At 37.7% G+C, this 13116-nt stretch carries 8 protein-coding genes; 5 read left to right on the top strand and 3 right to left on the bottom strand.

What is annotated here, in order from left to right; genetic code table 11:
• The first annotated feature begins 63 nt into the window (after nt 1–63).
• A complete protein-coding gene (locus IPM48_05505; protein MBK9271031.1) occupies nt 64–801 on the top strand; it encodes a DUF547 domain-containing protein in 738 nt (245 codons plus the stop codon).
• 410 nt (nt 802–1211) lie between these two features.
• On the top strand, nt 1212–1571 hold the full coding sequence (locus IPM48_05500) for a four helix bundle protein (protein ID MBK9271030.1): 360 nt from the start codon (nt 1212–1214) through the stop codon (nt 1569–1571).
• 278 nt (nt 1572–1849) lie between these two features.
• Here the strand turns inward: IPM48_05500 and IPM48_05495 are convergent, their stop codons facing one another.
• From IPM48_05495 to uvrA, 3 genes are all read right to left on the bottom strand, one after another.
• Nucleotides 1850–4282, bottom strand: a complete 2433-nt coding sequence (locus IPM48_05495) for a gliding motility-associated C-terminal domain-containing protein (protein ID MBK9271029.1) — start codon at nt 4280–4282, stop codon at nt 1850–1852.
• A 978-nt stretch (nt 4283–5260) separates the two neighbouring features.
• The gene (locus tag IPM48_05490) at nt 5261–6193 is read right to left on the bottom strand and encodes an isoaspartyl peptidase/L-asparaginase (GenBank protein ID MBK9271028.1); all 933 of its coding nucleotides are present in this window, start codon (nt 6191–6193) and stop codon (nt 5261–5263) included.
• Between the two features lie 31 nt (nt 6194–6224).
• The gene (gene uvrA / locus IPM48_05485) at nt 6225–9029 is read right to left on the bottom strand and encodes an excinuclease ABC subunit UvrA (GenBank protein MBK9271027.1); all 2805 of its coding nucleotides are present in this window, start codon (nt 9027–9029) and stop codon (nt 6225–6227) included.
• A gap of 354 nt (nt 9030–9383) precedes the next feature.
• On the opposite strand from uvrA, the gene IPM48_05480 reads away from it, so the two are divergent.
• The 3 genes from IPM48_05480 to IPM48_05470 all read left to right on the top strand — a co-directional run bounded on the left by IPM48_05480 (nt 9384) and on the right by IPM48_05470 (nt 13116).
• Nucleotides 9384–9965: a sigma-70 family RNA polymerase sigma factor gene (locus tag IPM48_05480; GenBank protein MBK9271026.1), complete on the top strand. Its 582-nt coding sequence runs from the start codon at nt 9384–9386 to the stop codon at nt 9963–9965.
• Between the two features lie 146 nt (nt 9966–10111).
• A complete protein-coding gene (locus tag IPM48_05475) occupies nt 10112–11533 on the top strand; it encodes an oligosaccharide flippase family protein (GenBank protein ID MBK9271025.1) in 1422 nt (473 codons plus the stop codon).
• Nucleotides 11530–13116 (top strand): hypothetical protein, encoded by a 1587-nt coding sequence (locus tag IPM48_05470; protein MBK9271024.1) that lies wholly within the window; start codon nt 11530–11532, stop codon nt 13114–13116. The genes IPM48_05475 and IPM48_05470 overlap by 4 nt, the downstream gene beginning before the upstream one ends.

Below are 13116 nucleotides of genomic sequence, written 5' to 3'. Positions count from 1 at the left end.
TTTCATCTAAAATCCACACAACCATTTTTAATTTACGTTGTCTAATCTCGTAAACATGTTGGAATGATTTCTCCCAAATGGACTTTAAGCTGCATAATGCTTCTATTCAGCAGTTGGAATTCCTTTTCTCAACCCCAACATAAAGAATGGACCCGTTTGTTGCAAAAATATGTTTCCTCCGATGGTGTCGTTGATTATAAAGGATTTCAAAAAGACAGCCATCAACTCAATCAATATTTAAAAACACTTGAGTCCACACCACCCAGATCCTCCTGGTCTGATCAAAAAAAGATCGCTTACTGGATCAACGCCTACAATGCCTATACCATTCAACTTGTAATTCGTCATTATCCCATCATGAGCATAAAAGAAATTGGTGGTAAAATTCCATTTGTCAATTCGAGTTGGGATATCAAATTTATTACCATTGGTTCGGAGCATCTGGATCTAAACAACATCGAACACAGCAAACTTCGTAAAAACTTCAAGGATCCCAGACTGCACATGGCCTTGGTTTGTGCATCCAAATCATGTCCGATTCTTCTCAACGAAGCTTATGATGAAAATTCGCTCGATGCGCAATTGGATGCCCAAAGCAGAAAATTTTTATCCGATGCTTACAGAAATTCTTTTACCAATAATGAGGCCGAAATATCCATGATTTTTAAATGGTATCATTCTGATTTTGGCGGCAGCACTGGGGTAAGAAAATTTATTAAAAAATTTGGCCCTGCTTCTGTTCATACAAATCAGCTTAAGATAAAATACAGAGATTATGATTGGGGGTTGAATGGAGGATGACTTAGACTAAGACTTAGACTAAAACTTAGACTAAGACTTAGACTAAGACTTAGACCAAGACTTAGACTAGGAAGAACTTAGACAAAGACTAAGATGACTTAGACCAAGACTTAGACTATGACTTAGACCAAGACTTAGACTATGACTTAGACCAAGACTTAGACTATGACTAGGATGAACTTAAAGAGAGACTATGACCAGGAAGAACATTGACTAAGACCATTTATTACCGATAAAATTTAAAATTACAACATCCAAGAATATATTCCGTTTTGCTTAAGTATCCCGTTTTTTTCGCAAATGGGTCATAGTCAATGTCTAGGTCATTCTTTACTGCAAATGAGTCATAGTCTTAGCCATAGTCTAAGCCGTATTTCATGACTTTATTTAAAATTTTAAAAAATTAATTTATGCGTAATTTTAGAAATTATGATATTTGGAAAGATGGAATAACTTTATGTAAATTGGTCTATAAATTGATAGAAACATTTCCAAAAATTGAGAGATTTAATTTAACAAGTCAGATCATGCATTCAACATGTTCTGTTCCCTCCAACATAGCAGAGGGAACATCAAGGTCATCTCAAAAGGAATTAAACCATTATTTAGAAATATCACTTGGTTCACTATTTGAGTTAGAAACACAATTAATCATTTGTTTGGAATTTGGTTATATTTCACTAGAACAATTTCATAGTATAGAAGAGCCAATCCAATCTTTGCAAAAACGAATTAGTGGCTTTATTTCTACAATTAATAAAAAGGAATGAGTTGTTGAGGAATGACTAAGACCGAGACTAAGACCGAGACTAAGACCGAGACTAAGACTAAGACCGAGACTAAGACTAAGACTATTTAGTACCTAAATAGAAAACTCCAACCCATGAATTTATTCCGTTTTGGTTGATTCTTCCGCTATTACCGGAATTGAGTCAAAGTCTATGTCAAAGTCTACGTCAAAGTCTATGTCAAAGTCTATGTCAAAGTCTACGTCAAAGTCTATGTCAAAGTCTACGTCAAAGTCTACGTCAAAGTCAAAGTCTATTCCCTACCTCACCAAGGTCAGCTCTCCATACATTTCCTTCTCTTCTCCTGAGAAAGATCTTAAACTTAAATGCCAGACATAGACTCCGGGTAGTAGATCTTGGCCTTTGCTGCGACCATCCCAAAAGAAAGTTGCGTTGCTGCTGTGAAAAACCTCTGAGCCATAGCGATCATAAACGGACACATAGCGGAGAGTCCATGCATTGCCGATGACTGGTTGCCAAAAATCGTTGATATGATCTCCGTTGGGAGAGAAGGCATTGGGAACATAAATTTCAATATTTCTACGGATGCGAATCAATAATTTCCTTTCGATTTCGCAACCCTGATGGTCAATAAATCGGATAGTGTACTCGCGGTCAGCCTGTCCAAAGATCCTTAGTTCTGAGCCCTCCATCACGATTCCGCCATCATCAGGTATGATTTGCAGATTGCTGAGAAATCCTGCAATAGTCTGGTATTTAATCAATACACTCGACCCTTCATCCAGTTCTACCTTATCGGTGATGTCCACATCAAACGCAGACGCAGACAATATTTGAATGGTGTCGGCTTTTTCACAACCCAACAAGTCGGTTATTCTTAAAATATACAAACCAGGAGTCAACTGATCAAACCATCCTGATCTGGATTCCATTCCGTTTAAGAAAAATCTGACCGGCGCTATACCTCCCGATGCTTGTACAGCGATGCTCCCTAAATCTCCATTGCACATTGGATCATACAGCTCTGCATCATACAAGATTTCTGGTGCTTGTTGCACTTGATGTACTGCCGTATTGGTGCAGCCATTGACGTTCGTGACGGTCATTGAATATTTGCCTTCAGGTACACTGATACTGCTACTTGTTTCCAAAGTCGACCAATTAAAATGCCCATTTCCTAGGCCGGTTAGATTGGCTCTTGCTCCAGGGCAGATTAAACTATCTCCTATAATGGACAGGGTAGGTTTTGCCAATGCAGATACTTGAATCTTATATATAGTGTCACAACTATTCATAGATGAAATCGTATCATGCACCGTTTCACCAGTATGATAGTATTTACCCTTGTAAAGGAAACTATCTTCTACACAAATTTCGATTTTTATTTCTGTGAGAAGATTTGGTAGAAATTGAATAAAAATGGAATCTTCAATTTTACAACCTAATTCGTTCAAAATTTGGACGCTGTAAACTCCTGTTTGGTAAACCAAATATTGATTGGACTGTGATCCATCCTGCCAGATCACTTGAAGACTATTAGGTACCTTCAATTCAACTGTATTTCCTTCACAAACTGCGATATCTGGACCTAAATCAAAGTTGGGAGGATTTAAAAACTCAATTAAAATATGTGAGGTATCATATCCACAGATAGAATCCCCAACAGTATATGTATAAATCCCGGAAGAATCAAAAGCTGGGTTATATATTCCAGTAACATTAGACCAATGTCCGGCAGATGAATAACAAGAACCCAAGTGAGATTCTAGAATGATCAGGGAGTGATCATTTCGACAAATGTAGATCGTATCATTTTGTCCTGCATTGTAAAATGGAGTATCCAGATAAATAGAAGCAAACGCAGTATCAGTAATTCCGTTCTTGTAAGCAATAAATCGAACTTGTCGCAGCCCAATCGTAGGTGAGCAAGCTTCATTGTGATACTTTACAGATCTAATGATTTGCCAAAAATCTCTATTGACAGTGGATGGAAGTGGAAAAATGCGAATACTATGAAGACTAGAGATATGCGTGGCAGCAGGCCAGAATGAAATACTTAAAAACTCATCTGCTGCATCTAAAGGATTGAGCAAACTGATCTGAATAGAATCCATGATGCCATAATCAGAATATACATCCACATCCTGGTCCGTGATATATATTTCCTGATCAAAGCATCCCAACTTTGTAGTATACCCATTAAGCATATCCCCACTGCTATTGTTGATATCCAGATCAATAAATACATCACAGTCGTTCGGATCAAACATCCATTCTGATGCACCGCCAGTAGGTCCTAAAAAGCCTCCTTCTTTTTTAGGAATCTCACAAATAAAATAGTATTGTCCGTCATGTGGATCTAAATAGTAAAATGTCGAATTACTGGCTCGATAAACTAAAAAATAGCTAACACCACAGCTTAAATGAACTGGTATAAAGCCACTGAAACCCCAAGTTAATCTTTTTTGGGTAAGTATTTTTCTTGTAATAGAAGCATCTGTTGTGTCAATCTCAAAAAAGTACTCTTCATCAATAAAGCGGTTTTGATTTGACATCAATGCATAAAACTTGCCGTTAATGAAATTACCATTTACGTAATTATAATCTGCAAGATTAAAGGGTCCCTTGTATTCATAAAAGGTAGAAGGAGGATCAATTTTTACAATTCCATCATCACCGGAGATCCATATTTTTCCAAATCGATCGCTAGCTATATTTATGTGTAAAAACAAATTTTGTATGGGCCTAATAATGATCCTATTCCCATTAAAATTACAATTAGAATCGGCTTTATACTCTGACAATTCATTTATTGTTCTAACAAAGATTAAATCCGACGTTCTGGGTCTAATACTTATACTTCTAGCAGTATTTTGAATATCATCACAATGCAAATCAAGAATGCACTGATTTAAATCCATTTTATATATGTCTCGAGATCCTGACATGGTGTCAATTGCCCGCAAATAAACAATCTGAGAAAAGGATGGGGAAAATATTATCCCCATCCAAAAGGAAAATATGATAAATCTTAGCATAAGTCTAGTGAATCAATAGTTTCATCATCCTTTCTTCAAAATATGATTTCTCTGAATGAAATAAACTCCTTTATGAAGATGATCCCGGTTCCTCCATTTCAACATTTCCAATTGTTAAACCAAAGGTTTTGTTAGCCAAATGGCATGTTCAAGGGAGGTAGAATTTAGTACTACGAGTACGTCTCTTTGGCAGACCTTGTCAGATTTTGAGAATATTGAGTTGTATAAAAACATATAAAATAAATTTACAATGCTTATAACAACTTCCAGCTCAAATAAAATTCATGAAGAGTCCTATTTGCAACAATTGGAAGCAGTCCGTTGGCAAATATAATACATTTTATTCCAATTTCACTAAATTTTTATTTTGGAATTTATATTTTTTTATTTTTTTAATGGATATTGGAGATGCAGTTTTAAGTGCTAAGTTTAAAGATTCGTTATTCCTAGCACAATTGATGCTTAAATTTGATATTATGTCGATTGTTAAATTTAAATGAAGATTTTGCCAGATCAATTGATCCTGTCTAAAATCATTGGTTGAAGTTCAACTCATTTCTTCTAAGAATCAATAATTGGGATCATTTAAGAATTATATGGAAAGTGATTCTATATTTTACCAAATGTTATTCACTTGCTCGCATCACCATAAAATCAAATACTTTGACAAAACTAAGAATAGATCAAAACTTCCATCTTTCCATCGACATCAATGCTGGCGCGATACATTCCTTCTGTATTGAAGGGCATGCAGATATTTCCTGAAGAGTCGATGGCGATTAATCCCCCGTCACCACCCATCGCTACCAATTCTTTGTGGACCACCTGATGACAGGCTTCTTCGAGCGAAAGGCCTCCATACTTCATCGCAGCATGCACCTGGAAAGCTGCACTGCATTTGATAAAATATTCTCCGGAACCGGTGCAGGAAATCGCGCAGCTCGAATTGTTGGCATAAGTGCCAGCACCAATGATTGGGCTATCTCCGATCCTGCCATATTTTTTATTGGTCATACCTCCCGTGGAGGTGGCTGCAGCTAGATTTCCAAATTGATCCAATGCAACAGCGCCGACCGTGCCAAATTTTTTTTCTTTTTCCTGATGGTCCAACATGGTATTGCCGGTGTGACGAATGGATTCCAATTGTTTCCATCTGAATTCAGTGTGAAAATATTCATCCGGCCACCTCGGAATGTTCATCTCTTCTGCAAAGCGGTTGGCTCCTTCACCCACCAACAACACATGATCTGTTTTCTCCATGACCAGGCGTGCCAACAATACGGGATTCTGTATACCGGTACAAGCTGCGATCGCTCCTGCATCGAGATTGGATCCGTCCATGATCGAAGCATCCATTTCGATCTTGCCATCGTGGGTAAACACTGATCCGCGACCTGCGTTAAACAATGGACAGTTTTCCAATTCCATCACCGCTCTGCATACCGCATCCAGCGAACTTCCTCCAGATTTTAAAATTACATTACCTGCCTCAAGCGCAACCCTAAGCGCTTCCAAATACATCTTTTCCTTTTCAGCGGTCAGACTTCCTCTCGGAATCGTACCCGCTCCTCCGTGAATGGCGATCGATGTTATGGACTTATTCATTGCAATGATTTGCTGGGTGGAATTTTATGGCTTAAATCAATTTTTCCTTTAAATAATGCGCAGTATGGGATTCCTTTATCTGAAGAATTCCTTCCGTTATTCCTTCATACAATAATTTTCCGCCGGACTTTCCTCCATCCGGACCCAAATCAATCAGCCAGTCACAAGTTTTGATGACCTCCATATTGTGTTCAATCACCAACACGGTATGTCCTTTTTCGACCAGAGCATGCAAAGCATACAACAATTTGCGGATGTCTTCAAAATGAAGGCCAGTCGTGGGTTCATCAAAGATAAAAAAGATTTTTTGAGCAGAATCTTCCAATCCAAGATAATATCCCAGTTTTAATCTCTGAGCCTCCCCTCCGGAAAGTGTCGAAGAGGATTGTCCTAGTTTTAAATATCCAAGACCTACATCGTAGAGTGGTTTTAATTTTTTTACAATTTCCTTTTTGTCATGGAAGAAATGGAGTGCTTCCTCAATGCTCAACTCGAGCACTTCAAAAATATTTTTGTCCTGATAATAAACCTCCAGGATTTCATTTTTAAATCTTTTTCCCCCACAATCCTCACACAAAAGACTGACATCTGCTAAAAACTGCATTTCAACCACGATATGTCCGTCTCCTTTGCAGGCCTCACAGCGACCTCCTTCCACATTAAAAGAAAAATGTTTGGGCAGGTATCCTCTGATTCTGGAAAGTTGTTGGTTTTTGTAGATCTCGCGGATGTCGTCGTAGGCTTTTACATAAGTGGCCGGATTGGATCTGGAAGAACGACCTATCCCTTGTTGACCCACCATCTCCACCTGTGACAAGAGCTGCACAGGACCCTGGAGACTCGCTCCCAAAAGAGCATCTTCGGGAATTGCGTCTTCTAAAGATTGCTGAAGCAAAGGAAATAAAATGTGTTTGACCAATGTGGTTTTTCCCGATCCGGATACACCTGTTATACAGATCAGATTTTGGAGGGGAAATCTGACGTTAATATTGTTTAGATTGTGCAACTGCGCTCCACGCAAACTCAAAAAATCTCTCTGGGGTCTTTTGTAATCCGGCTTCTCAATTTTTTTAAATCCAGTCAAATATGCTGCGGTCAGGTTTTGTAGAGATCCTGAAATAAACTCTTTGTATTCACCACTGAAATTGAGAAAACCACCATGTATTCCTGCACCCGGACCAATATCTACAATATAATCCGCCCGACGAATTACTTCTTCTTCGTGCTCAATAACGATCACCGTATTTTTTAAATCCCTCAAGCGAAAAAGTACTTCGATCAATCTGGCGGTATCCTTGGGATGTAAGCCAATACTGGGTTCGTCCAGTATATAAAGCGATTCACAAAGGTTGGATCCGAGGGTTCTCGTGAGGTGAATCCTTTGGGACTCGCCTCCACTCAAACTTCCGGACAAGCGATCTAAAGTAAGATAAGACAATCCCATGGTGCACAAAATTCTCAGTCTAGATCTGATTTCCTCCAGGATTCTGGCTGCGATCAATGCATCATTCGAATCCAACTGGATTTTGTCAAAAAATTCAAGCAACTCTTCCAATGGGACAAACATCATGTCCCTGAAAGTTTTTCCATATACTTTTACATAAAATGCCTCAGGCCGCAACCTGCCTCCTTTGCAGGCATCGCAACTGGTGCGCCCGCGAAATCTGGCAATCATAATCCGGTTTTGGATTTTGTAGCTTTGCTGTTCGAGTTCTTGAAAAAAGGCTCTGATTCCGCGATAGCTCCCTTGACCGTTCCATACAATCTCTTTTTCAGCTTCTGAGAGATCTTTGTACGGACGATGGATCGGAAATTTTTTTGAAGATTGATACAAAGGACTCAACCATTCCTTGCCCCTCTCTTCATTCCAACAGGCGATCGCTCCTTCGTACAAAGATTTGGAAGGATTGGGAATGACTTTGTTTTCGTCCAATCCCAAAATTCTGCCGTAACCTTCACATTTTTGACAGGCTCCTAAAGAATTGTTATAATTAAAAAGAGCAGGAGTGGGTTCAGAAAATTCCATTCCATCTAACTCAAGCCTGGTATTGTAATCATGCAATTCCAGATCATCCGTGATGATTTTGCAGCGACCCATGCCTTCTGCCAAGGCGGTTTGTACCGAATCAGCCAGTCTCTTGTCAAATTCTTCATCTAAATCATTTAGTACAAACCGATCAACCAGGACAATGATCTGTTGACCCTTTGCCGTACTTTTCAAAAAGTCATCCTTTTGTGTAGAATCAATACAATCCTGAATCTCCAGCAATTTGCCATCAATCCAAATACGGGTAAATCCCTTTTGCAATAAAAATTCAAGTGACTGAATCACCGATTTCTGATTGGGCTGGATTTTCAATGTGAATCCCAAATAGACCTTTGTGCCTTTTTTCAGACGAGTAATAAAATCAACGATCTCGGTGACTGAATGCCTTTTCACCTCCTGACCTGAAATCGGAGAATAGGTTTTCCCTACTTTGGCATAGAGCAAACGAATAAAATCATAGATCTCTGTCATGCTGCCTACAGTAGATCTTGCATTCGAACTGCTCACTTTTTGTTCGATGGCTATGGCAGGACACAATCCTTTGATGTAATCGACATCCGGTTTTTTCATTCTGTGCAAGAATTGTCGGGCATACGATGATAAGCTTTCTACGTATCTTCTCTGCCCTTCTGCATAAAGGGTGTCAATGATCAGGGACGATTTTCCTGAACCGGAAAGTCCGGTGACGACAATCAGTTTATGCTTGGGAATCCCGAGGTCAATCCCTTTCAAATTGTTGGATCTGGCGCCCTTGATGATAATCTGATTGGATTCGGGAGGATTGGTCATGGATTGAATTAAGCATTAAAAACACCAAAAAACCACATTTTGATGACTTGAACAAGTCCTTTCTTTCATTTGGGATAAAATAATCTTTGTACACAAGCAAAATAAGTTATAAAATTCTGATTCACAATAATATAAAAATTATTTTTGACCGGACTTTGGTTCTTTTGGTATGGTTTTTGATCCATCTGAATAGAGTTTATTTGGTTAAATCTGAGTTAAACAACAAATTTTTTGTTCAAATTTTAAAAAGAACCTATCTTTACAGGGTCAATTCATTAAAAAGTATTTAAAACAGAATTTCGCCTATCGAGTAAAACTTCTACACTTTTTTATCAGATTATTAAAAAAAGTAGTATGCAAGTATCTCAATTGTGCGATCAGGAGTTGATCTCCCACTATCTAAATGGAAATGATTCAGCTTTTAAGGAGCTTCTCGAGAGACACCAGAAAAAAATCTATACTACCATTTATTTATTTGTCAAGGACAGAGAAATGGCCGAAGATCTCTTCCAGGAGGTTTTTATCAAAATCATAGATACTTTGCGCAAAAAAGCCTACAATCACGAAGGCAAATTTTCTCAATGGGCAACCAGGATCGCGTACAATATGTGTGTAGATCAGTTCAGAAGAAATAAAAAACACACCAAAGTTCAACCATCTGATGAGTTTGATATATTTAATGTATTGGAACTCCCGGATCACAACAAAGAAGATCAGATGATCCTCAGTGAAGTGCATGGAACAGTCAGAAAATTGGTGGATATGTTGCCCGACGAACAAAAGGAAGTGGTCATTCTGAGACATTATGCCGATCTCAGTTTCAAAGAAATTTCCGCACTGACGAATGTGAGCATCAACACGGCCCTTGGCCGTATGCGTTACGCACTGATCAATATCCGTAAAATGATGGAAGAAAAAGCCATTGTTTTACATTGATCTTTGGTCTAAGGATTGCACATTCTTTCTCCAATTAAGGTCAAATTTCGAATTCTGATTCTGCATTTGAATTGAATTACAACAGGCGGTTTAGTTATTCTCCCATTCAGCCAAATTGAACTAATTTTGCCGAATAAAGGCAATTTTTGAATTCTACCACACGATCCATTAACAGCACATTCAGATGGCAATTTGCCTCTTCTGTCTTTATTACCATTGTTCAGGTAGTTGGTCTGGTGTTATTGGGAAGATACCTTGATTTTAAAGAACTTGGCGCTTATGCTTTGTTCCAGATTGCCTTCCGATTTGCACTTTATGTTTTTGAACCGGGAATGTATTTTTCCATTGTACAAAAGCACAGTTCAAATTCTAAACTTTTGGGTTTACTTACCAAAAAGCAGATTTGGTATTTATGGATTCCCGTAATCCTTGTATTTGCAGGAAGTATTTGGAGTGAAGATGTGCGATCGTGGAGAATTATTATTGCAGCTATTCTGGTCATTTGGTGCATAGGACTGGGTTCCCTTTTTCACAACCTTCTTATATTATATAACAAACAGAAAGAAATTGCAAAATTTCAGTCGATTGCTTATTTTTTAGAATTCATTTGGATCTTATCCTTGATCCGTTGGATTGATCCCCTGACTGTTTTTGTTTTTGGGGTTGTATTGAGGTATATCCTGTTTTATGGATTTTGTTTTTGGGAAGAGAAAAAAGTGCAGAGAATACAGCTTGAAATTTCAGATGAAGAAATAAAACATCAGCATATTCAACCTGGCAAAAGTAATATGTTGTCTCAGGCATTGAGCTTTGTACAAGGTCAATACGATACCGTTTTGATCACGGTTTTATTTGGTCTGAATGTTCTTGGTCCTTACAATCTTGCCACAGAATACAGCTATCTTGCCTTTTCAAAGATCAATCCACTTTTTCATAAAGCATTTTTTCCACATCTGAGCAAAGCCCATAAAAACAAGGAAGATACAGCGACTCTTATACAGAAAAGCATCACTCAATTCCTTTTTGTGATGTTACCCATTTACATGTTACTTTGGGTCAACAGAAATACCCTATTGAATCTTGCATACGGACAAAAAAGTGAAGAATTGGCTTGGATGGCCGGGATGATTCTAATGATCGCATTTATTAAATCAGTGAACAATCAATTTACGACCTTCCTTTTAGCCTTGGGTAAAGCAGGATTTATATTAAAATTGAATTTATGGATATTTATAAGTAATTATATCATTTGCATTCTCTTCTATTTTCTAAAGATAGAACTTGGTGTGTTTCTGATTTTTAGCATCCTTTATTCTTCGCTGTATTTGGGTATTGGAATCTATTATCTTCAATCTATATTAAAGTGCCCTCAACTCCTAGTAAATTCATCAACCCTTCAGGTAGTCTTGAGTGCATTTATTGGATTTCTTATTACATTTGGATTGGTCATGTGGCAAGGAAATAATCTTTTCAGCTTGTCTTTTTCGGTGATCACATTTGCCCTCTTGCTTTATATTCTAAACAAAGATCGGGTGACAGATCTTCTGCAATTAAGAATTCTATCATGATCGACTTTTTACTGACAGATGATCTATTTAAAAATTCAAAAGCAGCAGAATTTCATTTTGACGAAATATTGGATTTAAAATTGCTCAAGCTGGGATTTCAAACAAACATTCCGGAGAGCAACTTAATCCGTAAGACATCGGAGTTTGAACTTTATTTAATTGGAAATCCATTGTTTAAAAGAGGATTTAATGCCATTTGGAATTCAGTGGATCTTAATAAAATCCAAAATGACAATTCATTCTTAGAAAGCATTTTCAATGAAATTTCTGGAATTTGTGGAATTCTGGTAGTGGACTTTATGCAAAAAAGGGTGCAAATAATCACGGACCCCTTGGGTATGTGGCCAGTCTATATTTACCATACATCACAGAGAATTGCCATGACTACCCAGTTGAAGCATTTTATCTGTCAAGCCTATCCACTCCAATGGGATATAGACGCCATTCAAAAATTTGTTGAGGACGGATATTTTGAAAATAGTGCTTGCTGGTGGAAAGAAGTCAAAAAATTAAAAGCAGCCTGTGTATATACCTACGATGGTAAAAGTGTACATTATCGAAGATATTCTAGCTGGAAGGACCTAAAACCCCTTATAAAAAACACCCAAGAGTTTTGCCGGGAGTCAAAAGACATACTGCATGGTCACATTGCACAATTTGATCCCAAAGAGCAAATATGCACCATAGCACTTAGTGGAGGGCGTGACAGCAGATGGATTAATTGGGTGACAACACAATTTCATTTTACCGAGTCTTTTTCATTTGGCGAACCAACTTGTGCAGATCTCTGTATCGCTAAAAATGTTTCTCATGTATTGAATCAAAAACACAGGGAATACCATTTAAATTACTCCAGCTGGTATGAAGATCGCGTGGAAGGATTTTTAAGCTGTGGAGGTATGTTGAGTCTCGAACATTTTCATGAAGGAAAATTAAATGCTGAAATTCAAAAGTATTCCAGTATTGTCCTAACAGGTTTCATGGGGGGCTTTGCTCCAAACAAAGGTTATGATGAAAAGAAAAGAAACGAATTGTACCAAAATTATTCCATAGAAGATGTTGAATTTTATGGTCAGCATAGTTTACATCCTTACTTCATCGATCAAAAGCTGCGCAACTTAGCCGCACATCATTTATACTTTCTATCGAGGTATTATATTTTGGCCACTCCTTTCTACCATATACCATGGTTAAAACACTTTTATCGTGCCCACAAATCATTTTTCCAGGAACAATACCGCTATTCTAAAACCATCCATTTGGATCTGAGCAAAGAGTTATCAAAAATTCCCTGGCAAAAAACCGGATTCCCTATTTCGTTTGTCTTTTTAAACACTCTTATCCAATATACCAAAATGGATGTTTTGTTGAGAAAGATTAAATTGTGGATTGGATACAAAATAGATTTTTACAATTACGATAAAATTAAGCCGAAAATCCAAAAACAAATTGACATCCATTTGTCAAAGTTAAAGCCTTTGCTTCCGCTTCGCACCTCAAAAGAAAAATCTTATCTTCTAAGATATTTATCGGTACTCAGTTGGCAGCATTATGTATCTAGCTTGCAAAATATGGCTGAATGA

The organism is Saprospiraceae bacterium, assembly GCA_016715965.1.
Taxonomy (GTDB): domain Bacteria; phylum Bacteroidota; class Bacteroidia; order Chitinophagales; family Saprospiraceae; genus Vicinibacter.
The sequence above is the reverse complement of the archived record's forward strand: the minus strand, read 5'-3'. Positions and strand labels throughout refer to the sequence as shown.

Bases quoted from the DNA above. Each gene is read 5' to 3' on its own strand.
- IPM48_05505 (MBK9271031.1), top strand. From the start codon at position 64: ATGATTTCTCCCAAATGGACTTTAAGCTGCATAATGCTTCTATTCAGC.
- IPM48_05500 (MBK9271030.1), top strand. From the start codon at position 1,212: ATGCGTAATTTTAGAAATTATGATATTTGGAAAGATGGAATAACTTTA.
- IPM48_05490 (MBK9271028.1), bottom strand. From the start codon at position 6,193: ATGAATAAGTCCATAACATCGATCGCCATTCACGGAGGAGCGGGTACG.
- uvrA (MBK9271027.1), bottom strand. From the start codon at position 9,029: ATGACCAATCCTCCCGAATCCAATCAGATTATCATCAAGGGCGCCAGA.
- IPM48_05480 (MBK9271026.1), top strand. From the start codon at position 9,384: ATGCAAGTATCTCAATTGTGCGATCAGGAGTTGATCTCCCACTATCTA.
- IPM48_05470 (MBK9271024.1), top strand. From the start codon at position 11,530: ATGATCGACTTTTTACTGACAGATGATCTATTTAAAAATTCAAAAGCA.